The following is a 23,079-nucleotide window of genomic DNA, read 5'->3' as shown; positions in this document are numbered from 1 at the left end:
CCGAAATCCCGTCAATCCCCCAGCCGCAGCTGGAGAGGGTCCAGGCCATGGTCGGTCAACTTCTTGCGCAACGTATTGCGGTTGATCCCCAGCAGGGCCGCCGCGCGGATCTGGTTGCCATCGACACTGGAGAGAACCTCCTCCAGCAGGACCGGCTCGATCACCGCCAGCAGATCGTCATACAGGCTACGTTGGGGCTGGCCAATGCCCACGCCCAGTTGCCGCTTCGCCCAGTCGCGCACGGCATTAACCAGCAGGTCGGCGGGTGCGGCATAGTCTGCCGGCACGGCGTCGATCGGCAGCATGTTCCGCAGCATCTCGCCGGTAATGACGTTTTCGCGGGTGAGCACCGACAGGCGCTGCATCATGTTCTGCAACTCGCGCACATTACCCGGCCAGTGCCAGGCCATCAGCAATTGCGCCGCATCGTCCGAGAGCGTCTTGCGCGGCAGCCCCTCCTGCGCCGCACGCTCCAGGAAATGGCGCGCCAACAGGATCACGTCCTCGCGCCGCTCGCGCAGCGCCGGCAGCGCGATGGGCACGACATTCAGGCGATAATAAAGATCCTGACGGAAGCGGCCATCCTCGATGAGCAGCGGCAGATCCTTGTTTGTGGCGGCGATGATGCGGACATTGACCCGCACCGGCTTCGACCCGCCGACCGTCGTGACCTCGCCCGACTGGAGCACGCGCAACAAGCGAGTCTGCGCCTCCATCGGCATGTCGCCGATCTCGTCCAGGAACAGCGTGCCGCCCTGCGCCTGTTCGAACTTTCCGGCGGTCCGGGCGTGCGCGCCGGTGAACGCTCCTTTCTCATAACCAAATAGTTCTGCTTCGATCAGCTCGCGCGGAATGGCCGCCATGTTGATCGCCACGAATGGCTTGGTGCGGCGCTGGCCCAGGCTGTGAATCGCTTCGGCCACCAGTTCCTTGCCCGTCCCCGATTCGCCCAGCACCAGGATGGACAGGTCGTTGGACAATACGCGGGCGATCGTCCGATACACTTCCTGCATCGCCGGCGAACGGCCGACCAGCGGCAGGCCGTCATGGGGCAGGCCGCCCTCTCCGTCCGCTTCCTCCGCGCTGTGCCGCATCCCCAGCGCATCGGCGACGGCGCGGGTCAGTTCGTTGAGATCGAAGGGTTTAGGCAGATATTCAAACGCGCCCTTCTCGGTCGCGCGGATTGCGGTGTTCAGCGTATTCTGCGCCGACAGGATGATCACACTCAGTTCCGGCCTGTTCGCCAGAATCTCGGCCACGCCGTCCAGCCCGTCGCCATCGGGCAGCATGACATCGGTAATCAGAACATCAGGCGCGAAACTGTCCATCAGCGCGGACCGCTCGCGGATGGAGGCTGCGGTCTTGACCTTGTGCCCCTGCCGCCGCAGCGCCTCGCCCACCACCACGCAGATGGCGGGATCGTCGTCCACGACCAGGATCGTGCCCGTCACGGCCATCATGCCATCCCCATGGGCAGGAGGATGCGAAAGGTCGATTCGCCCGCCTCGGCGTCACGCGAATATTGAACGAATCCGCTCATGTCGCGCACCAATTTGTCGACCAGCGCCAGCCCCAGCCCCTGCCCGTCGCGCTTGCCGGTGATGAACGGATTGAACAGATGGTCCAGGATATGCTCCGGCACACCCGGTCCATTGTCGATCACGACGATTTCGATCGGCAGGACGGCGCTGCCCTTGCCGCCGCCGACCACGACCGACACGCCATGGCGGAAGGCAGTCTCGACCCGGATGCGCGGCTTGGCGACATGCTCCAGCGCTTCGGCCGCGTTCTTGAGCAGGTTGATCATCACCTGCACCAGCGCATCCTCATTGATATTGGCGAATGGCAATGATGGATCATAATGCTTTATGATTCTTATATTTCTTGCAAATCCTGCGGCCGCGATCCCGGCCGCGCGATCGATCAGCGGATAGATGTTGCCGGGCCGGCATTCCAATGTCCGGTCGGTGGTGAAATCCTGCATCCGGTCGATCAAAGCGGCGATCCGGTCCACTTCGTTGCAGATGAGCTGCGTCAGCGCCGCATCCCGTCCGCCATGGCTGGATTCGAGCAGTTGGGCCGCGCCACGAATGCCCGACAGCGGGTTCTTGATCTCATGCGCCAGGATCGCCGCGGCGCCCATGGCGGACCGGGCCCCGCCCGACGAGCCGCGATGGCCGATCTTGCGCGCCTGGCTCTGGGCATGGAGGGACACCACGCGCCAGCCGTCATGATCGACGATCGGCGCGATCATCAGGTCGACCTCCATTTCCGCGGTGCGGCCGGCATGGACCTTGATGTCATAGGCCGCAATCGGCTTGTTGTTATGCCAGATGTCGAAGCGGGCGCCCGCTTCCGCGATCCGGATGGTGCGCGCCACATCGCTGCCGATGATCGCAGAGCGTGCCATGTTGAGCAGGGTTTCAGCGCGGACATTGGCGTCCGCGATGCTGTTGTCGGGTTTCACCACCAGCGTCGCCACGGGCAGCGCGGTCATCTGTTCGGCCAGTGAGGGTCCGTCCTGCTGCACGCGAAGCGGCGGGACGGACGTCATCGCCCCGTTCATGCAGCCCTGCGCAGCTCCGCGGGGTGGAGGCCGGTGGCGATCAGCGGCTCATAGAAGCGGGCGAGCATGTCCAGCACGGTCTTCGCGTCCGGTTCCTGGTTGACGCTGTGGCGAAACTCGGCCGATCCGGGCAGCCCCTTGGTGTACCAGCCGATATGCTTGCGGGCCATGTTGACGCCGGTATAGCTGTCATAATGGTCGAGCATTGCATGATAATGCCCGATGATCGCCTGATATTGTTCCGCCAGCGTCGGATCGGGGATGCGGGTGCCGTCGGTCAGCCAAGCCATGACCTGGCCGATCAGCCACGGGCGGCCATAAGCCCCCCGCCCGATCATGACGCCATCCGCGCCGCTCTGCTCCAGCGCCGTGTCGGCATCTTCGATGGAGCAGATGTCGCCATTGACGATCACCGGCAGCTTGACCGCATCCTTGACCGAGCGGACGAACGCCCAGTCGGCGCTGCCCTTGTACATCTGGCACCGGGTGCGGCCGTGGACGGTGATGAGCTGCGCGCCCAGATCCTCGGCGATATGGGCGAGTTCGGGGGCGTTGAGGCTCGAATGATCCCAGCCCATCCGCATCTTGACGGTGACGGGAACGTCGACTGCCTCGACCGTTGCCTTGATGAGCGCGGCGGCCAGCGGCAGGTCGCGCATCAGCGCGCTACCGGCATCGCCATTGACGACCTTCTTGACCGGGCAGCCCATGTTGATGTCGATGATCGCCGCACCGCGATCGGCGTTGAGCTTGGCCGCCTCCGCCATTTCGGTCGGCGAACATCCCGCCAGCTGCATCGACACCGGTTCCTCCAGCGGATGCCAGGCGGCCTTCTGCAACGACTGGCGCGTCTCGCGGATCATCGCTGCGGATGCGATCATCTCAGTGACGTTGAGGCCCGATCCGTAGCGTCGGACCAGCGTGCGGAAGGGCATGTCGGTGACGCCGGTCATCGGCGCCAGCACGACCGGCATGTCGATCGTTACCGGACCGATGGCGATGGGAGAAAGCCTGTGCATGATCTACTTTGGGAAAACTGCCTAAAAAACAGGCAGCCTTTAGCGGAAATCGCGTCCGGCGGCAAGGCGCGGACAAGACGGGTCCATGGCGCCGCCCCTTTCAGTCCGCCGCGCGACCCGCTATGCGCCGCGCATGACAGCAAGCAGAAAGATTGTCGCCCTGATCGTCGCCGCGGGCCAGGGGAACCGGGCGGGCGGCGATGCCCCGAAGCAATTCCGAATCGTCGCGGGCAAGCCCGTCCTCGCCCACGCCCATGACGCGCTGGCGGCGCATGGCCGGATTGACGCCATCCATGTCGTCCTGGGCGAAGGGCAGGCGGAGACGGCGCGCGCCCTGCTGGGCGATCGTGCGGCCGCCTTCGTCACTGGGGCGAACAGCCGGCGCGGCTCGGTCCGCGCGGGGCTGGAGGCGATCGCGGCGGCGGGCGGCGCGGACATCGTGCTGATCCACGACGCGGCCCGCCCCTTCCTGCCCGGTGCTGCCATCGACCGGCTGCTCGCGGCGCTCGACCAGGACGAAGGCGCAATCCCTGTTCTGCCCGTCGCCGATACGCTGGTGCGGGGTGTCGATGGCGTGATGGGCCAGGGCGTGGATCGTGCCGGACTGCACAGGGTGCAGACCCCCCAGGCATTCCGTTTCGAGTCCATCCTCGCCGCCCATCGCGCCTGGGACGATGCGCGGGAAGCCACCGACGATGCACAGATATTACGAGCGTGGGGCCGTGACGTCATGATGGTGCCAGGCGATGAAAGGCTGGAGAAATTGACCTATCCGCAGGATTTCGCGCGCGCCGAAGCCCGATTGGCGATGGCGTGCACCACGCGCGTCGGCATGGGGTATGACGTCCATCGGCTGGCCCCTGACGAGGAATTGTGGCTGGGCGGCATATTGGTCCCGCACGATCGCGGCCTGGCCGGGCACAGCGATGCCGACGTGGCCCTCCATGCCATTGTCGACGCCCTGCTCGGCGCGCTGGCGGAAGGGGACATCGGCAGCCATTTCCCGCCATCCGATCCGCAATGGCGCGGCGCTTCGTCCGATCGCTTCCTCGCCTATGCGCGCGACCGGGTGACGGCGCGGGATGGACGGATCGAGCATGTCGATCTGACGATCATCTGCGAAGCACCCAAGATCGGCCCGCATCGCGAGGCCATGCGCGCGCGGATCGCGGAGATACTGGCGGTGCCGGTCGACCGGGTCAGCGTCAAGGCGACGACGACCGAGCGGCTGGGCTTTGCCGGCCGGCGCGAAGGCATCGCCGCGCAGGCTGTTGCCACCCTGTCCCTCCCCGCGCTATCCTGATCCCATGCCCGATACCGTCCTCCCGACCCAATTGGTCGAACTCGCCGAAAAGGTCATCATCGCCAATCGTCGCGCCGGGCGCACGATCGCCGTCGCGGAGAGCTGCACCGGCGGGCTGGTGTCGGCGGCGCTCACCGAAATCGCCGGCTCGTCCGAGGTGTTCGAAGCCGGTTTCATCACTTATTCCAATGATATGAAGGCAGAACTTCTGAAAGTTTCGCATGATGTGCTGGACACGTTCGGCGCGGTGTCCATCGCCACCGCCTGGGCGATGGCGCAGGGCGCCCTGAACAAGAGCCATGCCCATGTCGCGGTCGCCATCACCGGGATCGCCGGACCGGGCGGCGGCAGCGAGCAGAAGCCGGTCGGCACGGTCGTCTTCGCCCGCGCCGAACGCGGCGCCAGCCCGGACAAGGTCGTGGCCGACATGCGCCACTTCGCGGACAATGGCCGGGGCGGTGTCCGCCTTCAGGCGGCGCTGTGCGCGCTGGAACTGCTGTTGCCCGAAGGGGCATAAAGCTCGGCCGCCCGCGTCTCGAATGCGCCGATCATCTTGCGCAGCGCCTTGTCGAAGAACTGCCCGGCGAGCATCTCGAACAGGCGGTTCTTGAATTCGAACTCCACTTCGAAATCGACCAGCACGCCGCCCTGCCCGTCGTCGCGAAACCGCCATTCATTGTGCAGATGCTTCAATGGCCCGTCGAGATAATCGACCCGGACATGATCGGGACGGTGCTTGTGGACGCGGGAGGTGAAGCTTTCCTTCACCCCCTTGAAGCCGACGATCATGTCGGCGACCATTTCCGTGTCGCTGTCGGCGCGAACCCTGATCGCGCTCACCCAGGGCAGGAATTGCGGGTAGGCCGCGACGTCCGATACCAGATCGAACATCTGCCTGGGGGTATAGGGAAGCTGGCGCGTCTCTTGATGCTTGGGCATTGACGGATCAGGCCTTCGCCGCCGCCTTGGCCAGCTTCGCGTCGCGCGCAGCCTTCATCTCGGCGAAATCCTGCCCGGCATGATAGCTGGAGCGGGTCAGGGGGCTGGACGCCACCTGCAGGAAGCCCTTGGCCCGCGCGATCGCCGCATAGGCGTTGAAGGCGGCCGGCGTCACGAATTCCATCACCTTGGCGTGCTTGGGCGTGGGCTGGAGATATTGGCCCATCGTCAGGAAGTCGATGTCGGCCGATCGCATGTCGTCCATCACCTGGTGCACCTCCAGCCGTTCCTCGCCCAGGCCCAGCATGATGCCCGACTTGGTGAAGATCGACGGATCGAGCTTCTTCACCGACTCCAGCAGGCGCAGCGATGCATAATAGCGGGCGCCGGGACGGATGGTGGGATAGAGGCGCGGCACCGTTTCGAGATTGTGGTTGTACACGTCGGGCCGGGCGGCGACGATCATCTCGACGGCGCGCTCATGCTTGTTGCGGAAGTCCGGGGTCAGGATCTCGATCGTCGTGTCCGGGGTCGTCCGGCGCAGCGCCTCGATCACCTTGACGAACTGCGCGGCGCCGCCGTCGGGCAGGTCATCACGGTCGACCGAGGTGATGACGATATGCTCCAGCCCCATTTCTGCACAGGCGTCGGCCAGATTCTGCGGTTCGTTGACATCGACCTTGCGCGGCATCCCGGTCTTGACATTGCAGAAGGCGCAGGCGCGGGTGCAGACATCGCCCAGGATCATCACCGTGGCGTGCTTCTTGGTCCAGCATTCGCCGATATTGGGGCAGGCCGCCTCCTCGCAGACCGTGTTCAGCCCCTTGTCGCGCATCAGCTTGCGCGTCTCATGATAGGCGGGGCTGGTCGGAGCCTTGACGCGAATCCAGTCGGGCTTGCGGGCGCGTTCCGGCTTGGCGATGCCGGGAATGGGGGCGATGTCGGTCATGCGCCCCAGATAGCGATGCGCGGCCGCTCTTGCCAGCCCCCTATTTGTGCGGCACATCAGGCGGCCATGACCGACTTTGCCGACATGCTCCAGGGCTATCACCGCTTCCGCGACACCGGCTGGAGCCAGCAGCGAGAGCGATGGGACGAACTGAACGAGGGGCAAAGCCCCAAGGTGATGGTGATCGCCTGTTCCGACAGCCGGGTCGATCCCGCGCAGATTTTCGACACCAGTCCCGGCCAGATTTTCGTCGTGCGCAATGTCGCCGCGCTGGTGCCGCCCTTCGAGACCAATCCGGGCCATCATGGCGTGTCGGCGGCGCTGGAATTTGCCGTGCAAGTGCTCAAGGTCGGCGAGATCGTCGTGATGGGCCATGGCAAATGCGGCGGTTGCAAGGCGGCGCTCAGCCATGACCTGAAGGATGCGCCTCCGGGCGAAGGCGGCTTCATCCACAACTGGATCGAATTGCTGGATGGCGCGCGCGAGACGGTGGTGGGCCGCTATGGCGAGCAGCGCGACCGCGACGTGGAGCGCGCGATGGAACTGGAGGCGGTCAAGGTCAGCCTCGCCAACCTGCGCACCTTTCCCTGCGTCCGGTCGAAGGAACGCAAGGGCGAACTGAAACTGGTCGGCAGCTTCTTCGCCATTTCGGACGGGCAACTGCACGTCCTGGATGAGGAAAGCGGCGCCTTCTCGCCTGCCTGAAGGGATCAGCACCGATGGCGACACCGCTGGAAGGTCGGGGCAATATCGCCCTCCTGATCGATGCGGACAACGCGTCGGCGGCGCATTTCGACTCGGTCATGACCGTGCTGGCGGAGCTTGGCACCGTCAACATCCGCCGCGCCTATGGCAATTGGAGCAAGGCGACGCTGAAGGCCTGGGCGGCGCTGTCCATCACTCAGGCGATCGAGCCGCAGCAGCAGTTCGACCTCACCAGGGGCAAGAACGCCACCGACATGAAGATGACCATCGATGCGATGGACCTGCTGGCCAGCGGGCGCGTCGACGGTTTCGGCCTCATGTCCAGCGACAGCGACTTCACCCCGCTGGTCACGCGCCTGCGCCAGAACGGCATTCCCGTCTATGGCTTCGGCAATGCCAACACGCCGGAGGGCTTCCGCCGCGCCTGCACCCGTTTCATCGACGTCGCCGCGCTGGAGGCGGCCGAGGTGCCGGTGGCGAAGCCGGCCGCGAAGCGAACGGCCAAGGCCGCGCCTGCCAAGGCCGTGGCGGCCGAAACCGAAGACAGCAAGGCCAAGCCCGTCGATCCCGAGGTGGTGAAACTGCTCATCGACGCCTATGACGCAGTGAAGCGCGACGAAAAGGGCTTCGCCGCGCTGGGCAGCGTCGGCCAGCTGGCCGGCAACCGGTCCAGCTTCGACGCGCGCAACTATGGCTATAAACGCCTGTCGGATCTGGTCCGCGCCATCCCCAATTTCATCGTCGAGGTGCGCGAGGGCGGACAGACCTGGATCAAGCGGCTGCACTGATGCCGCTTGTCGCCCGCCGCCTGATGATCCACGGCCGGGTCCAGGGCGTCTGGTACCGCGCCTGGACGGTCGAGACGGCGCGCGGGCTGGGGCTGGTGGGCTGGGTCCGCAATCGAATCGACGGCTGCGTCGAGGCGCTGGTTCAGGGCGAGGCGGACCGGATCGACCGCTTCATCGCCCTGGCGCAGGATGGTCCGCCCGCAGCGCAGGTCGCGCGGATCGATGCCACGGATGCGCCGGTCGAACCGTTCCATGCGTTTGACAAGCGGGCGACGACCTGAACCTGACCGTCGCCGCGCGGGGGCGCCTCATCCGGGCTTGAACCGGATGACGTCGCCAGGCGCCGCCTTCACGAAGGCCGGCGCGGGAGGGGAAATGCGAGTTCGGCGCTGTTGCCGCACTGGGTCAGCGGCTGAAGCTCAGGCCGATCCAGAGCGTGCGCGGCGTGCCGAGGTCGATCGATCCGCCCGCATTGCGGGTCACGATCTCCTCGTCGAACAGATTTTCGCCACGCGCCACTAGGCTCACGCCATGGCCGATTGGCAGACGCGCGACCGCATCCATGGTCAAGGCGTCGGGCAGGACGTCGCTTTGCAGATCATCCTCATATTGATCCGCGACATAGCGCAGGGTCGCCGACAGTGACGGCCCCTGCTGCGGCGCCCAGGCCAGCGTCGCGCTGGCGGCATGGCGCGGACTTTGGGCCGGGGTGAAGCCGTCAAAGGCCGCGCCGGGGGCATGGACCGTGCTGTGGCTATAGGCGTAGGAGGCCGACAGGCGGACATCGCCCAGGGCCGCCGCCGCCGTCAGTTCGATCCCCTTGGCGACGATCCGTTCGACATTCCGCCGCTGGCGGGTGATGCTGTCGATCGTCACATTGGCGATGGCATGGTCCAGCCGATTGTAGAAAGCGGTCGCCGACAGGCTGATCCCCTCGGCCGGGGTCAGGTCGATCCCGGCTTCCGCCCCCTTCAGCTTTTCCGGCACCAGCGCATCGTTGGCCCGTGTCGTGATCGGAAAGACGACGAAGGGGCGATAAAGTTCATTCAGCGTCGGCAGGCGGAACCCGCTATAGGCCGCCGCCCGCAACGCCAGTGCGTCGCTGGCCTTGTAGAGCGCGCCCACCTGTCCCGACACTTCCCAGTTGGACCGGTCGGCAAAGTCCCCGCCAGTCGCCGCGCCGGTCGTGGCGCTCACCTGCCGGTAGAAGCCGTTGCGGATCGTCCAGCGATCCGCCCGCGCGCCGCCGGTCAGCACCAGTTTTCCGATGCTCCAGTCGTCCTCGACGAACAGGCCGGTCGTCCACTGATCGCCACCGGCATGGCGCAGGAAGGTGCGCGGATTGCTGGCGATATTGGCGTTATAGGCGTCCTCGTACATGTCGCCGGTCGCAAAGCGCGTATCCGCGCCGATCCGCAGCACATGGTCGGCACCGACCGGAGGGCGCAGTTCGATCTTGCCGCCAAGGCCGGTGGATGGCGTGTTGCGCTGGTCGAGCGACTTGCGGAAGCTGGAGGACGAAATGACGATGTTGGAGAAGTTGCGCGTTTGGATATAGGCCAGCGCATCGACTTGCCACGGCCCCCGCGAAATATAACGGATGCTGGCATCCTGCCCCTGGCTCATGCTGTCCGCGCCGACAAAGCGCAGCGTGCGCTTATCCTCGAACAGGGTTGCGCGGAATTGCAGTTCTGACGTGGCGCCGATCGGCGCGACGGCGCGCAGATTGGTCGACCAGCCATCATAGGCGGCCGGCACGGTCGCGGCGTTGCGCTGGCTCTTTGGCGTTGTCTGGAAACCATCGCCCCGGTCCCAGCTGCCCGACAGGGAGACATAGCCGCTGCCCACGTCCGGCGTCACGGTCGCCGACAATTCGGTCGAATCGCGGCTGCCGTAGAAGGCGCTGGCGGCGACATCGGGCAACTGGTCGCGGGTCGCGCTCGCCATCTCGATCGTGCCGGCGACCGCGCCCGCTCCGAAGGCGCCGATGCCGCCTCCGCGGGTGACGCGCACCACCGACAGCCGTTCAGGAACAAGCGCGCTGAAGGGGATATAGCCGAAGAAGGGATCGGCGATCGGCACCCCGTCGAGCAGCATCAGCGTGCGGCTCGACGCATTGCCGCCCAGCGCGCGCAGCGTCGCGCCCTGATTGGACGGATTGGAGGATCGGCTGTCCGACCGGCGGAACTACTGGAAGCCGGCGACATCGCCCAGCACCGTCTCGATCCGCCCGGATGCGCTGTCCAGCAGCCGCTGCCGCTCGATCACCACCGATCCATAGGCCGGCGTGCCCGGCGGCAGGTCAAGCCCCGCGCCGGTCACGACGATGGACGGCGCATCCCCCGGCGCTTCGGCCCAGGCGACAGTCGGGACAGCCAACAACAGGATGGACAGACACGGCTTCTTCATGGCGCTCCCCTCGATTTGGCCCCCTTTGTGGTTTTTCACCGCTTTTGCAAACGGAAAGGGGCCGCTGGCGATATCCCTCTCCGTAGATGGCGGGCTTAGGACGCTCGACGCCTTGCGGACTGAAACCGGCGAAATGCCGCATGAGAAGTTCGCTACGGCCCAATGCGTCCCATAGCCCGAAAAAGCATTGGATATTTTTGCGGTCAGGATCTGACCCGTGGAATGTCCAGCACATGGCGCCATTCGCCTTACATGTTGCCCGTGGTCTATAGCTGGGCTTCCAGCCCCCAAACGCGAAAGCCGTTTGCGAAAATGGCGCCTGGCGCTATGGGCAGGCGCGTGGGGAGCAGATGCGCCCCGCATGATCGCGCCGGTGCCCCTCGGGGCTTGAATGGGAACATGGTGAGGCGGCTTCGTTCAGAGGCCGGCAAATCCAGGGCTGTCCCTGCAACTGTAAGCGGTGAGCGCGATGCACGGGTTTCCGGAACGATCCGGGACGGCCACTGGGGAAACCTGGGAAGGTGTGCATCGCGCGACGACCCGTGAGCCAGGAGACCTGCCGGCGTGGGTCGCTCATTGTCCCAGGTCCAGGGAAAGGCCGGGGCACGGAGAATGTCCGTCGAGCGACGACCAAGCGGCGCGGGCCGCTTCGGCGCAGGGTATGCGGGCGCATGACGCCGGCTCGCCGGTCCTGCGCCGGTCGATCGCACGCTGCGCATCGGCAGGCCCCGCCTTCGTTGCCGGTGTTCGGAGGGGGCCTCCATGAAATTTGTCACGACCATTTCCCTGATTGCCATAACGGCGGCGGCGCCCGCGCTGGCGCAAGCGCCCGACGGCGAAGCCAGCGCCCTGCCCGGCGACGCGATCATCGTCACCGCGTCACGCTCCGGCGAGGGCGTGAAGGCGAGCCAGTTGGGCGCGTCCGTCACGGTGATCGACAATGCCACGCTGGAAGCGCGGCAGACGCGGATCGTGTCCGACGTGCTGCGCGACGTACCCGGCATTGTCGTCAGCCGCATCGGCGGGGTCGGTGGCCAGACTCAGGTTCGCCTGCGCGGCAGCGAATCCAACCATGTGCTGGTGTTGATCGACGGCATCGAGGCGGCCGATCCCTATTATGGCGAATATGACTTCGGCACGCTGATCGCCGATCCGGCCGCCCGGATCGAGATATTGCGGGGCCAGCAATCCTCGCTCTACGGCTCCGATGCGATCGGCGGCGTGATCAACTACATCACCCTGTCGGGCCGCGAAGCGCCGGGCATCAGTGGTCGGATCGAGGGCGGCTCCTTTGGCACCGTCAGCGGCGCGGCACGCGTCGCGGGCGCCGGCGACGGCCTCGATTATGCGCTGTCCGCGTCCTATTACGACACGGACGGCTATCCTACCGCGCGCGGCGGCAGCAGGGACATCGGCTCGCAAAGCCTGGGCACGAGCGGAAAGCTGAACTGGACGCCGACCGACAATATCAAGCTGACCGGCGTGGTGCGCTACAGCCTGACCAAGGCGGACACCAACAACAGCGAATTCGATCCGTCCAGCCCGCTCTTCGGCTACACCGTCGACAGCCCCGGCGTGCGGTATCGTAACGAAGCGCTCTATGGCTTGCTTTCGGCGCAGATCACGGGACTGGACGGTCGTTGGATCAGCACCTTGTCGGGCCAGTTCGCGGACACTACGCGCAAGGGCTATGCCTCCTATGGTTTCGACTATGGCGACAAGGGACGGCGCTATAAAGGCTCCCTCACCTCCAGCCTGACACTGGGCACCGAGGCGGTCACGCACCGCATCACCGGCGCTGTCGATGTGGAGCGGGAAAGCTTCCGCAACCTGTCGAGCTTCGCTTTCATGGGCAAGCGGCATACCGACAATCTGGGTGTGGTCGGCCAGTATGAACTGACGGCGGGCGGCCTCTCGCTCGGCGGTTCGGTGCGCTATGACGAAAATGACCGGTTCGACGACACCACGACCTGGCGGGTCCAGGGCAGCTATCTGCTGCCCACGGGCACGCGCATCCGCGCCGCCTATGGTACAGGCGTCAAGAACCCGGGCTACTACGAACTTTATGGCTATATGGACGGCACCTATATCGGCAACCCGAACCTGAAGCCGGAAAAGTCAGAAGGCTGGGAGGCGGGATTGGAGCAGAGCGTCGGTGGCTGGGCGACGATCAGTGCGACCTGGTTCGATTCCACGCTGAACAATGAAATCTATACCTCCTATCCCGCACCGGACTATGTCGCGACGCCCGCCAACCGCGACACGAAGAGCAAGCAGCATGGCATCGAAGCGTTCGTCAGCGCCCAGCCCCTGCCGCAACTGCGCTTCGACCTTGCCTATACCTGGCTGAAGGCGAAGGAGGATGGCGTCCGCGAAATCCGCCGGCCGAGGCATGTCGCGAGCGTCAACACCACGGTGACGAGTGCCGACCAGCGCTTCGCGACCACGCTGACGATCCGCTATAACGGCAGGACGACCGACACCGCCTATACCGATCCCAGCTATGTTCCCGTGACCGTGTCGATGCGGGAATATGTGCTGGTAAACCTTAGCCTCGACTACAGGATGTCCCGCAATGTGGCGCTGTTCGGCCGGATCGAGAACCTGGCGGACGAGCAATATGAGGAAGTGTTCAGCTTTGCGACCGCCGGTCGCGCTGCCTATGGCGGCGTGCGGCTGACCTTCTGATGACAGGGACGGCGCGCCATCGCTCCGGAAGCCTGTCAGCGATGCGCGCCGTCCAACCGCGTGATCTGATCCGCCATGCTACGCGCCGCGCGCGCGTAGCTGGGACCGCCGCACACCGTCCAGGCCTGTGGGATACTGATGCGTGGAATGTCGCGCAGCGCGGGATGGTGCAGCATTTCGCTGCCCTGATCGGTGATGCGGTCGGTCGCGCTTTCCACGATCAGGAAATCGGGCCGGGCGGCCACCATTTCCTCCAGGCTGACCTGCGCCAGCGCCGGCTTCCCCAGTTTCGCGGCAAGGTTCACCAGCCCCATGCGCTGCATCAGGTCGTCGATCAGCGTGCCGGTGCCGGTCATGAAGCCGCGTCGCTGATAATAGGCGGCGACCCGTCCAGCGCCCGGACGAGGCAGATCGGCGAGTTCGCGCTGCATCCGGGCGATCATCGCCTCCCCCCTGTCACGATGCCCAACCGCGGCTGCGGTCGTGCGGATCGAACGGTAAATGTCGCCCAGCCGGTCGGCGCTCTCAAGATCAAGTGCCCTCACGTCACGATCGAGACCCATCAGAACCGCGTTGCCGCGCGCCGGCATACCCGCCACCAGATCGGGGCCGATGGCCAGTATCTGCTCGGCGGAATGGGTGAGGATCGGCAATCCGCGCGCCCTTGCCGCTTCGGCCGACATCTGGGTATCGACGGCATTGCGGGTCAATCCCGCGATCTGTCGCCGATCGGCCAGCGCCAGCACCAGTTGATCGGCACACAGGTTGAGCGACACGATCCGCTGCGGCGGCCGGGTTGCGCTGGGCGCGGCGCGGAAGGCGGTGGCCAACAGCCCGGAACCTGCCATGGCGGCACACAGGCAGGCGAAGAGAAGAAAGACCTTGCGCAACATGCGTCTTCCCATAATCGCACCTTCATGCGTGGCAAGGCGATAAGATGACAGAGACGACGCACAATCGCGCCATGCTCCTTGCCGGGTTGGCGGCCGTGGCGGCCGCTGCGACCATTGGCTCGCTGCTGCTCGGCCCGGTCGACATTCCGATCGCGCGGATCTGGGCGGCGCTCTTCGGCGGGGCGGATCATGCTACACGCGTGATCCTGTTCCAACTGCGCCTGCCCCGGACGCTGATTGCCCTTGCCGTCGGCGCTATGCTGGGGCTGGCTGGCGCCGCGATGCAGGGCTATCTGCGCAATCCTCTGGCCGAACCGTCGGTGCTCGGCACATCGAGCGCCGCGGCGCTGGGCGCGGTCGGCGCGATCTATTACGGCCTTGCAAACATCCATCCGGTGATGCTGCCGCTTCTGTCGATTGGCGGCGCCTGTCTCTCGCTGCTGCTGCTGTTCCTGCTGGCCGGTCGGTCGGAAAGTCCATTGACGCTGATCCTGGCCGGGATCGCCGTGGCGACCGTGGCGCAGGCCGGGATTGCTCTGGCGCTGAACCTGTCACCCAATCCCTTCGCCGCCATGGAGATCATGACCTGGCTGATGGGTAGCCTGGAAAATCGGTCGTTCGACCATCTCTGGATCGCCCTGCCCTGCATCGTCGCCGGCCTGGCGTTATTGCTGTGGAATGCACGATCGCTCGATGCACTCACCCTTGGCGAGGATGGCGCGCAGGCGCTGGGCGTCGACCTTCGCCGCACGCGGTTGCGGCTGATGCTGGGCACGGCCATCGGCGTGGGCGGCGCAGTAGCCGTGTCGGGCGCGATCGGTTTCATCGGCCTCATCGTGCCGCATCTGCTGCGCCCGCTGACGGACCGCAGCCCTTCGGCGATCCTGCTGCCCTCGGCGCTGGGCGGCGCGGCATTGCTGACCCTCGCAGACATGGCGGTGCGGTTGATCGACACGGCGAACGAGTTGAAGTTGGGCGTGGTGACAGCATTTCTCGGCATCCCGATCTTCCTCCTCCACCTGATGCGCGAGCGGCGGCTATGGTGATGCTGGAACTGGACCGGGTCTGCGTCGCACTGGGCCGCCGCCAGGTGCTGAGCGGCGTTTCGGCAACCTTCGGCGCCGGGGCGCTGGTAGGGATCGTCGGTCCCAACGGCGCCGGCAAATCCACCCTCGCGCGGGCCATGCTGGCGCTGGTACCCGCGCAGGGGCGCGTCCTGATCGACAGCTCAGATGTGGCCGCCATGCGCCGCGATGACCTCGCCCGGCGGATCGCCTATCTTCCCCAGGGCCAGACGCTGCACTGGCCGCTAACGGTCGAGCGCCTGGTCGGCCTCGGTCGCCTGCCCCATCTCGGACCCATGTCGCGGATCGGCCCGCACGATGCCGCCGCCATCGACCGGGCGATGACGCGGGCCGATGTGCTGGACCTGCGGCAGCGAGTCGCGACCGAATTGTCCGGCGGCGAACGCGCACGTGTCCTGCTGGCAAGGGCGCTGGCGGTCGAAGCGCCCACCCTGATCGCCGACGAACCGCTCGCCAGCCTGGACCCCGGCCACCAGATCGACGTCATGGACCTGCTCCGCGCACAAGCGCATGACGGCGCGCTCGTCATCGCCGTCCTTCATGACCTGACCATGGCGGCTCGCTATTGCGACCGGCTCCTGCTGATCGATCAGGGAAGGCTGGTCGCCGACGGCACGCCTGCGGATGTCCTGACCAACGGCCATCTTCGCGACGTCTACGGGATCGAGGCGGAGGTGCATCTGGGCGGAGCCTGGCCAACGGTCACGCCGCTGGCGCGCAGCCCGTTGACCGCGCCATCGAAATCGATGTAACGCGGCGTCGCGACAGGTTCCCCGGAGACGGGGACGAAGATGGGAACGGGACAAACCCGGCTGCCCCTGCAACTGTACGCGGCGAGCCATCGGCCATATGCCATTGGGACGAATGTCCCGAGAAGGCGGCCGACCGGCGCTGACCCGCAAGCCAGGAGACCTGCCTGTCGCCGTCGTCTTTCGCGCGGACAGGGTGAGCCGGGCGGACGGGGGTCAACCCGAGCGACGACAGGGAAGCCGCGCGAAGCGCGGTCGATGTCGTGCGCGCCAGGGCAATCGCATCGGCCGGTTCGGGCGGCATTGTCGATGGGGGTAGCCGTGCCGCTATTTGTTGAGCGAGATGTCCAGTGCTGAAGCCGGTCGATACGGGACCGGCCGTGGTGGCGTGCAACACCTGCCGTCACAGTCGCGACGCGCGGGAAGATCAGGACGGCGCGCGCGGTGGCGCGCGACTGGCCGCCGCCCTGAAACGCGTGAAGGCCAGCGATCCGCGCTATGATGGCATCGCCGTGCAGGAAATGCCGTGCCTCTTCGCCTGCCAGGATTTCTGCACCGTCCACCTGCGCGCGCCGGACAAGGTCGGCTATGTGCTGGGCCGTTTCGAGCCGGGCGAAGAGTCCGCCCGCGCCATCCTCGACTATGCCGTCCATTATGCGGCGAGCGAACATGGCCGCGTGCCCTTTTCACAATGGCCCCAGGGCGTCAAAGGTCATTTCATCACGCGCACGCCGCCACCGGGATTTGTCGCCGAATGACCAGCTATGGCTCGATCGCCGCCTTCGAAGCCGCGCTGTCCGACTTGCCTGCGCCGGATTGGGTGGCGGAGGCGGCCGCCCGCGCGCGGCAGGCGCAATTGACCAAGCCGGCTGGCTCGCTCGGCCGCCTGGAGGACGTCGCTATCTTCCTGGCGGGCTGGCAGCGCCGGGAACGCCCCCGAATGGACCGGGCGCGCGCGGCCGTCTTTGCGGGCAATCATGGCGTCACTGTCCACGGCGTCAGCGCCTTCCCGACCGGCGTCACGGCGCAGATGGTCGCCAACTTCCGCGCGGGCGGCGCGGCCATCAACGCATTGTCGGGCGCAGCCGGGCTGGACCTCAAGGTCGTCGCTCTCGACCTGGACCGGCCCACCGCCGATTTCTCGGCGGTGGCTGCCATGACGGCCGCGGAATGTCTCCACGCGCTGAATGCCGGAGCGGCAGTGGTCGAAGAAGGCCTGGACCTCCTCGTCCTCGGGGAGATGGGCATCGGCAACTCTACGTCCGCCGCTGCCATTTGTGCGCGCAGCTTCGGCTCCGCAGCGGAAACCTGGGTCGGTCCGGGCACGGGCGTCGATGACGCGGGCATCAGCCGCAAGATCGACGTCATAGACCGCGCGATCGCACGCCACGCCTCGGCGCCCCGCTCCGCCTTCGAGACATTGCGCCTTGTTGGCGGCCGGGAAATCGCGGCCATCGCGGGCGCGGTGCTGCGCGCGCGCCAGCTCTCGGTGCCGGTGCTGCTCGACGGTTTCATCTGCTGCTCGGCGATCGCGCCGCTCGCCGTCGAACGTCCCGCGATCACGGCGCATTGTCTTGCTGGCCATTGTTCGGCCGAGCCAGGTCATGCCCGATTGCTCGAACAGCTCGACCTGGCGCCGTTGCTGTCGCTGGGGATGCGTCTGGGGGAAGGTAGCGGGGCAGCGGTCGCCGCTGCCGTCGTCCGCGCTGCCTTGGCCGCGCATGATCAGATGGCGACTTTCGCGCAAGCCGCCGTCTCCGGATCGACATGAACAGCTTTCCGCTGCACCTGCTGCGCCATGGCGCACCGCTGCATCCCGGTCTGATGCTGGGGTGGAGCGACGACGCGCCCACGACGGAGGGCATCAGCGCCTGCGTGCGGCAGGTGGCGGATCTCGATGTAGAGCGACTGGCCACGTCCGACCTGCAACGATGCAGCCTGACCGCCAGCGCGATCGGCGATGGCCGGCACCTGCCGGTGGAGAGCGATCCCCGCTGGCGCGAACTGGACTTTGGCGCATGGGACGGTTTGCCGGCCAGCGCCATTGATCCTGACGCGATCGGGCGCTTCTGGAACGATCCCGACCTGCACCCCCCGCCCGAAGGCGAGCGCTGGGCGGCCTTGGTCGACCGCATCGGCGCGGCCATTGCGGGCCTCGCGCCCTGCCCCACGCTGGTCGTGACCCATGGTGGCGCGATGCGTGCCGCGCTTCACATCCTCTGCGGCATCCCCCTGCCGCAGCTGTGGGCATTCGACCTGCCTTATGGTGCGCTGCTTTCGCTGGACGTCTGGCCGGGCACGCCCCGCGCCGCCCGGATCAAGCGGTTGCGCGCATGAAGGGGCTGATCCTCGCCATCCAGTTCCTGACCCGCCTGCCGATGCCCCGCGTCGCCGCGGACGGCGGGGATTTCGCTGCCTCGATCCGCTGGTTTCCGGCGGTCGGCTTGATCATCGGCGCGATGATCGCGGTGGCTGCCTGGGGTGGCGCGCTGATCGATCCGTGGCTCGGCGCCCTCGGCGCATTGACCCTGTGGGTGCGGATAACGGGTGGGCTTCATCTCGATGGGCTGGGCGACATGGCCGATGCCGCCGGCGCAGCGCACAAGGACCGCGCGCGGCTGATCGCGGTCCTTGCCGACCCCCATGTGGGCAGCTTCGCGGTCGTGACCATCGTCCTGCAACTGATCGCCAAGCTGATCCTGCTCCGCCTGCTCATCGAGACGCAGGCTTTCGCCATGATCGCGGTCATCCCATTTGCCGCGCGTATCGGTCCCCTCTTCTGGTCCCGCGCCCTGCCGCAACTTCATGATGGGCTGGCGGCGCAGTTCCGCAACGCGGTTCGTGTGCGCGATCTTGCGATATGGACCGCGGCCCTCGCCGTCATTGCACTGGCCTCTCCCCCGCTGCTCGCGACGCCCCTGATCCTGCCGTTCTGGGCCATGTGGCTCCGTCGCCGCATCGGCGGCATTTCGGGTGACGGGCATGGCGCGGGCATCGAGGTGGCGGAAAGCCTGCTGCTCCTGTCTGCCTTGCTGTGGGTTCAGGCGGTATGACGGACATCTGGACCTGGCATGGCGGCGCGCTGGAGGCGGCGAAACGCCATTTCGGGGCGGGCGCGGAACCGTGGATCGACCTGTCGACCGGCATTAATCCGAAAGCCTGGCCCGGCACGGCGGGACTCTCCATCGACTGGCGGCGCCTGCCCGAACCCGACAGTTTGCGACAACTCGAAACCGCAGCAGCTGTCCATTTCGGTGTCGACCCGCAGCATGTCTGCGCCGTACCGGGAACCGAAACGGGGTTGCGACTGGCGGGGTGCCTGATCGGCGGCCCGGCCCGCCATGTCGCTCCCAGCTATCGCACCCATGGCGAAATGATCGCAGGCTCCAGAGCGATCGAATGGATCGCCACGGGCGTCTCATCGGAAACGCTGATCCTCGCCAATCCCAACAATCCCGACGGTCGGTGGCTGGACCGGGAGCAAATGCGCGCATTGCTGGAGGCGCGCGCGCATCACGGCTGGCTGCTGGTCGACGAAGCCTTTGCGGACAGCGATCCGGCGATCAGCGTTGCATCTTTGGTGAGCGAAACGCGAAGGCTGCTCGTCTTCCGCTCCTTCGGCAAATTTTTCGGGCTGGCCGGCGTGCGCCTTGGCTTCGTGATCGGCCCCTCGCATGTGCTGGCGCCGTTGCGGGAGCAGTTGGGCGCCTGGCCACTTTCCACGGCGGCGATCGCGATCGGGACCGCCGCCTATCGCGATCGACCGTGGATCGCGGCAACCCGCGAGCGGTTGGACCACGAAGCCGCGCGGCTTGACGCCGTGCTTGTGCGATGCGGGCATCAGCCGATCGGTCGCTGCCCGCTGTTCCGGCTTATCGAGACGGACGAGGCGCCTCAACTGTTCGACCGGCTGGCCCGCGCGGCGATCCTGACGCGGCCCTTTGAGCCCGACCGTCGCTGGTTGCGGATCGGACTGCCGCCCGACCAGGCGGCGCTTGACCGTCTCGAGCGGGTCATGGCGCATGGCTGATCCGGTCGCGCTGGGCGCACTGATGCTGGACGCCGCGCTCGGCTGGCCCCATTCGCTCTATCGCCGCATAGGCCATCCGGTCGGATGCTTCGCGCGCCTGATCGATGGATGCGAGACGCGCTGGAACCGGCCGGAGCGATCATTCGCCGTGCGCCGGGCGCTGGGTATTGTCACGGTCCTGATGCTCGTACTGAGCAGCGGCGGCCTGGCCTGGATGCTGGCTCGCCTCGCAGCCCAGGTTCCGGGAGGTCTTGCCTGGACGGCTCTTGCCCTGTTCGCTTGGCCGGGCCTGGCCCAGCGCAGCCTGTTCGATCATGTCCGCCCGGTTGCCATCGCGTTGGAAACCGGCGATCTGCCGGCCGCCCGCATCGCCGTCAGCGCCATTGTCGGCCGCGACACGGCGGCCCTTGAAGAATGCGGGGTCGCACGGGCCGGCATCGAAAGCCTCGCCGAAAGCTTTTGCGACGGGGTCGTGGCTCCGCTCTTCTGGCTGCTGGTCCTGGGGCTGCCCGGCATCTGGGTCTATAAGGCCATCAACACCGCGGACAGCCTGATCGGTCATTATGAGCAACGCTGGCGCGCTTTCGGCTGGGCCGCAGCCAGGACGGATGATCTGCTCAATATCATCCCGGCGCGACTGTCCGGCCTGCTGCTCTGCGTTGCGGGCGGGGGCGGCTGGCGTATATTGTTGCGCGACGCGCGTAACCATGCGTCCCCCAATGCCGGGTGGCCCGAAGCGGCCATGGCGGGGGCGCTTCGTGTCCGCCTTGCCGGCCCCGTATCCTATGACGGTCATGTCCATGCCAAGCCATGGATCGGGGGCGAGGGACTGGATGCGATCGCCGGCGATGTCGGACGTGCGCTCGCCATTTACCGCCGCGCCTGCATTCTGCTGTGGCTGATCGCCGCTGTCGTCGCGTGGTTGTCATGACCCTGCCCAAAAGGAGCTTTGCATGGACGGACATCGCCTTTTCGTGCTGGGTGGCGCCAGATCCGGCAAGAGCCGCCATGCCCAACAGCGCGCCGAGTCGCTTGAAGGACGCCTGACATTCGTCGCGACCGCCCAGGCCGATGATGATGAAATGCGCGACCGCATCGCCCGGCATCAGGCCGATCGCGACCAGCGCTGGAGGACGATCGATGCTCCCGTCGCTCTCCCCGAAGCGATCCAGGCGCTCGACGGCCGGGACCATGTCCTACTGGTCGACTGCCTGACCCTGTGGTTGTCCAACCTCTTGCTGATGGATGCCGACATTCCTGCCGCGTGCGATCGGTTGACGCGGGCCGTCGGTGACTTCTCCGGTCACATCATCCTCGTCGCAAATGAGGTCGGGTTCGGGATCGTCCCCGACAATGTGCTTGCCCGCCGGTTTCGCGACGATGCCGGTCGGTTGAACCAGCGGGTGGCGGCGATTGCCGATGAAGTCCTGCTGGTCGCAGCAGGGCTGCCGCTCCGTCTGAAATAAATCCGTGCGCCGCCAGTAGAATATCTGCCGATCGGGCCATTGCGGCGCTCCGCCTTCCATCGCTACAATGCAGCCTGCACCGTCCGTTGGAACATATCGCGTCATGCCTTTGCCGGCCCATCTTCCGAACAGCCGACATGACTGAGATCGCAGTCGCACGCACGCAGGACATGCGCTTCGTGCCTGGTGGAACCTTCCTGATGGGCTCGGACCGCTTCTATCCGGAGGAAGCGCCCGCCCGGCGGGTCCAGGTCGACGGCTTCTGGATAGACGAGGCGCCCGTCACCAACCGGGACTTCGCCCTGTTCGTCGCGGCCACCGGTTACCGCACGCTGGCGGAAATCGCGCCGGACGCCAAGGATTATCCCGGCATGGACCCGGCCATGGCGCGGGCCGGATCGCTCCTCTTCCAGCGCACAGCCGGCCCGGTGGACCTTTTCGATTACAGCCAGTGGTGGACTTTCAGCTTCGGCACGGATTGGCGCCATCCCCACGGCCCGGACAGCAGCGCGGAGGAATTGCCCGATCACCCCGTGGTTCATGTCGCTTATCAGGATGCCGAAACATATGCCCGCTGGGCCGGCAAGGCGCTGCCGACCGAGGCCGAATGGGAATATGCCGCACGGGGCGGCCTGGACGGGGCGGACTATGCGTGGGGCGACACGCTTGCGCCTGACGGACGGATGCTTGCTAATTACTGGCAGGGCGCCTTTCCCTACGGCAATACGCTGGAGGACGGCTATGAGCGCACGTCGCCCGTGCGCTCCTATCCCGCCAATGGCTATGGCCTCTACGACATGATCGGCAATGTATGGGAATGGACGACAGACTGGTTCGCCCAGCACCGGATAGAGCGCAAGGCGAAGGGGAGTTGCTGCGTGCCGTCCAACCCCCGCGGCGGGACGAAACGTGAGAGCTTCGACCCAGCGACGCCCCGCGTCTCCATCCCCCGCAAGGTGCTGAAGGGCGGATCGCATTTGTGCGCCGCCAATTATTGCCAACGCTATCGGCCGGCAGCGCGCCATCCCCAGGCGGTGGACAGCGCGACCAGCCATATCGGTTTCCGCTGCATCGTTCGCGATCATGGATGAAGATAGCGCGGAACCCTGCACGCCACAGACCATTGTCGCCGGCGTGACAAAAGCCACTCCCTTCACGCTCGCCTTCGACTGCTGGAGCCTCGGCGTCGAGGCCTGGTCCGTGATCGGGCTGCGCATTCCCCGCCTGATGGCCGGCAATCCGGCGGCCGCGATCGAGGCGCACCGGATGGTTGCGGAAAAGATCGAGGCAGTCACAATCCTGCAATGGAAGATGATGACGGGGGAACTCGGACGAACGGGCCACGAAGCGCTCGCCCATTCGGTCGCCCATTACCGCAAGGCGGTGGCGAAGAACCGGCGCCGTCTGGGCGGAAGGCGCGCCGCGCGGGGATAAACGCGATCGGCACCAAATGAAACGGGTGCGGAACAGACTGGTCGCCTCGGCGTCTC

The 23,079-nt window shown here is 66.3% G+C and carries 23 protein-coding genes, 1 pseudogene and 2 riboswitches; of the genes and pseudogenes, 17 read left to right on the top strand and 7 right to left on the bottom strand.

The window, feature by feature from the left end:
• Positions 1-11 precede the first annotated feature (11 nt).
• Genes ntrC through dusB form a run of 3 tightly spaced genes read right to left on the bottom strand, consistent with a single transcriptional unit; the run spans position 12 to position 3,585 of the window.
• A complete protein-coding gene (gene ntrC, locus A7Q26_RS11120) occupies positions 12-1,457 on the bottom strand; it encodes a nitrogen regulation protein NR(I) (protein WP_066859418.1) in 1,446 nt (481 codons plus the stop codon).
• Positions 1,457-2,566 carry a two-component system sensor histidine kinase NtrB gene (locus A7Q26_RS11115; protein WP_066859417.1) on the bottom strand — a complete coding sequence of 370 codons (1,110 nt, stop codon included), beginning with the start codon at positions 2,564-2,566 and terminating at the stop codon, positions 1,457-1,459. Before A7Q26_RS11115 ends, ntrC begins: the two co-directional genes overlap by 1 nt.
• Positions 2,563-3,585, bottom strand: coding sequence for a tRNA dihydrouridine synthase DusB (gene dusB, locus A7Q26_RS11110; protein WP_066859416.1), 1,023 nt, complete (start codon positions 3,583-3,585; stop codon positions 2,563-2,565). The genes A7Q26_RS11115 and dusB overlap by 4 nt, the downstream gene beginning before the upstream one ends.
• A gap of 133 nt (positions 3,586-3,718) precedes the next feature.
• On the opposite strand from dusB, the gene A7Q26_RS11105 reads away from it, so the two are divergent.
• Entirely contained in the window at positions 3,719-4,888 is a 1,170-nt protein-coding gene (locus A7Q26_RS11105; protein ID WP_066859512.1) for a bifunctional 2-C-methyl-D-erythritol 4-phosphate cytidylyltransferase/2-C-methyl-D-erythritol 2,4-cyclodiphosphate synthase, read from the top strand.
• A 4-nt stretch (positions 4,889-4,892) separates the two neighbouring features.
• On the top strand, positions 4,893-5,405 hold the full coding sequence (locus tag A7Q26_RS11100) for a CinA family protein (protein ID WP_066859415.1): 513 nt from the start codon (positions 4,893-4,895) through the stop codon (positions 5,403-5,405).
• Here A7Q26_RS11100 and A7Q26_RS11095 read toward each other — a convergent pair.
• Positions 5,357-5,827, bottom strand: a complete 471-nt coding sequence (locus A7Q26_RS11095; protein ID WP_066859414.1) for a type II toxin-antitoxin system RatA family toxin — start codon at positions 5,825-5,827, stop codon at positions 5,357-5,359. The genes A7Q26_RS11100 and A7Q26_RS11095 overlap by 49 nt on opposite strands.
• A 7-nt stretch (positions 5,828-5,834) precedes the next feature.
• Entirely contained in the window at positions 5,835-6,833 is a 999-nt protein-coding gene (gene lipA, locus A7Q26_RS11090; RefSeq protein ID WP_066859413.1) for a lipoyl synthase, read from the bottom strand.
• Positions 6,834-6,842: 9 nt separating this feature from the next.
• Between lipA and A7Q26_RS11085 the strand changes: the two genes are divergently transcribed.
• Genes A7Q26_RS11085 through A7Q26_RS11075 form a run of 3 tightly spaced genes read left to right on the top strand, consistent with a single transcriptional unit; the run spans position 6,843 to position 8,550 of the window.
• Positions 6,843-7,481, top strand: a complete 639-nt coding sequence (locus tag A7Q26_RS11085; protein ID WP_066859412.1) for a carbonic anhydrase — start codon at positions 6,843-6,845, stop codon at positions 7,479-7,481.
• Positions 7,482-7,495: 14 nt separating this feature from the next.
• Positions 7,496-8,269 carry an NYN domain-containing protein gene (locus A7Q26_RS11080; protein WP_066859411.1) on the top strand — a complete coding sequence of 258 codons (774 nt, stop codon included), beginning with the start codon at positions 7,496-7,498 and terminating at the stop codon, positions 8,267-8,269.
• Positions 8,269-8,550: an acylphosphatase gene (locus A7Q26_RS11075; RefSeq protein ID WP_066859410.1), complete on the top strand. Its 282-nt coding sequence runs from the start codon at positions 8,269-8,271 to the stop codon at positions 8,548-8,550. Before A7Q26_RS11080 ends, A7Q26_RS11075 begins: the two co-directional genes overlap by 1 nt.
• Positions 8,551-8,674: 124 nt before the next feature.
• Here A7Q26_RS11075 and A7Q26_RS11070 read toward each other — a convergent pair.
• A pseudogene (locus A7Q26_RS11070) lies at positions 8,675-10,678 on the bottom strand (TonB-dependent receptor).
• Between the two features lie 355 nt (positions 10,679-11,033).
• A riboswitch (cobalamin riboswitch) is annotated at positions 11,034-11,256 on the top strand.
• A 184-nt stretch (positions 11,257-11,440) separates the two neighbouring features.
• Here A7Q26_RS11070 and A7Q26_RS11065 point away from each other — a divergent pair.
• The gene (locus A7Q26_RS11065; protein WP_066859409.1) at positions 11,441-13,366 is read left to right on the top strand and encodes a TonB-dependent receptor plug domain-containing protein; all 1,926 of its coding nucleotides are present in this window, start codon (positions 11,441-11,443) and stop codon (positions 13,364-13,366) included.
• A gap of 35 nt (positions 13,367-13,401) precedes the next feature.
• Here the strand turns inward: A7Q26_RS11065 and A7Q26_RS11060 are convergent, their stop codons facing one another.
• Positions 13,402-14,259, bottom strand: a complete 858-nt coding sequence (locus A7Q26_RS11060; protein ID WP_066859408.1) for an ABC transporter substrate-binding protein — start codon at positions 14,257-14,259, stop codon at positions 13,402-13,404.
• A gap of 71 nt (positions 14,260-14,330) precedes the next feature.
• Between A7Q26_RS11060 and A7Q26_RS11055 the strand changes: the two genes are divergently transcribed.
• The 11 genes from A7Q26_RS11055 to A7Q26_RS11005 all read left to right on the top strand — a co-directional run bounded on the left by A7Q26_RS11055 (position 14,331) and on the right by A7Q26_RS11005 (position 23,023).
• Positions 14,331-15,305 carry a FecCD family ABC transporter permease gene (locus tag A7Q26_RS11055; protein ID WP_232313770.1) on the top strand — a complete coding sequence of 325 codons (975 nt, stop codon included), beginning with the start codon at positions 14,331-14,333 and terminating at the stop codon, positions 15,303-15,305.
• Entirely contained in the window at positions 15,299-16,096 is a 798-nt protein-coding gene (locus A7Q26_RS11050; protein ID WP_066859406.1) for an ABC transporter ATP-binding protein, read from the top strand. The genes A7Q26_RS11055 and A7Q26_RS11050 overlap by 7 nt, the downstream gene beginning before the upstream one ends.
• Positions 16,094-16,278: riboswitch (cobalamin riboswitch) on the top strand. It overlaps the preceding gene by 3 nt.
• 165 nt (positions 16,279-16,443) lie before the next feature.
• The gene (locus tag A7Q26_RS11045; protein WP_066859405.1) at positions 16,444-16,851 is read left to right on the top strand and encodes a DUF1636 domain-containing protein; all 408 of its coding nucleotides are present in this window, start codon (positions 16,444-16,446) and stop codon (positions 16,849-16,851) included.
• Positions 16,848-17,864, top strand: coding sequence for a nicotinate-nucleotide--dimethylbenzimidazole phosphoribosyltransferase (gene cobT / locus A7Q26_RS11040; RefSeq protein ID WP_066859404.1), 1,017 nt, complete (start codon positions 16,848-16,850; stop codon positions 17,862-17,864). The genes A7Q26_RS11045 and cobT overlap by 4 nt, the downstream gene beginning before the upstream one ends.
• Complete coding sequence (locus tag A7Q26_RS11035) at positions 17,861-18,430, top strand: histidine phosphatase family protein (RefSeq protein ID WP_066859403.1); 570 nt, start codon at positions 17,861-17,863, stop codon at positions 18,428-18,430. Before cobT ends, A7Q26_RS11035 begins: the two co-directional genes overlap by 4 nt.
• Positions 18,427-19,146, top strand: a complete 720-nt coding sequence (locus A7Q26_RS11030; RefSeq protein WP_066859402.1) for an adenosylcobinamide-GDP ribazoletransferase — start codon at positions 18,427-18,429, stop codon at positions 19,144-19,146. The genes A7Q26_RS11035 and A7Q26_RS11030 overlap by 4 nt, the downstream gene beginning before the upstream one ends.
• Entirely contained in the window at positions 19,143-20,123 is a 981-nt protein-coding gene (locus tag A7Q26_RS11025) for a threonine-phosphate decarboxylase (RefSeq protein ID WP_066859401.1), read from the top strand. Before A7Q26_RS11030 ends, A7Q26_RS11025 begins: the two co-directional genes overlap by 4 nt.
• Positions 20,116-21,054 carry an adenosylcobinamide-phosphate synthase CbiB gene (gene cbiB, locus A7Q26_RS11020; protein WP_066859400.1) on the top strand — a complete coding sequence of 313 codons (939 nt, stop codon included), beginning with the start codon at positions 20,116-20,118 and terminating at the stop codon, positions 21,052-21,054. The genes A7Q26_RS11025 and cbiB overlap by 8 nt, the downstream gene beginning before the upstream one ends.
• Positions 21,055-21,076: 22 nt before the next feature.
• Entirely contained in the window at positions 21,077-21,589 is a 513-nt protein-coding gene (gene cobU, locus A7Q26_RS11015) for a bifunctional adenosylcobinamide kinase/adenosylcobinamide-phosphate guanylyltransferase (protein ID WP_066859399.1), read from the top strand.
• Between the two features lie 170 nt (positions 21,590-21,759).
• The gene (locus A7Q26_RS11010) at positions 21,760-22,680 is read left to right on the top strand and encodes a formylglycine-generating enzyme family protein (RefSeq protein ID WP_066859511.1); all 921 of its coding nucleotides are present in this window, start codon (positions 21,760-21,762) and stop codon (positions 22,678-22,680) included.
• Positions 22,673-23,023: a hypothetical protein gene (locus tag A7Q26_RS11005; RefSeq protein ID WP_232313759.1), complete on the top strand. Its 351-nt coding sequence runs from the start codon at positions 22,673-22,675 to the stop codon at positions 23,021-23,023. The genes A7Q26_RS11010 and A7Q26_RS11005 overlap by 8 nt, the downstream gene beginning before the upstream one ends.
• Positions 23,024-23,079 lie beyond the last annotated feature (56 nt).

The sequence above is a fragment of the Sphingobium sp. TCM1 genome, assembly GCF_001650725.1.
Classification (GTDB): Bacteria; Pseudomonadota; Alphaproteobacteria; order Sphingomonadales; family Sphingomonadaceae; genus Sphingobium.
Note: the sequence above shows the minus strand (reverse complement) of the source record. Positions and strands in the feature narration are given on the sequence as shown.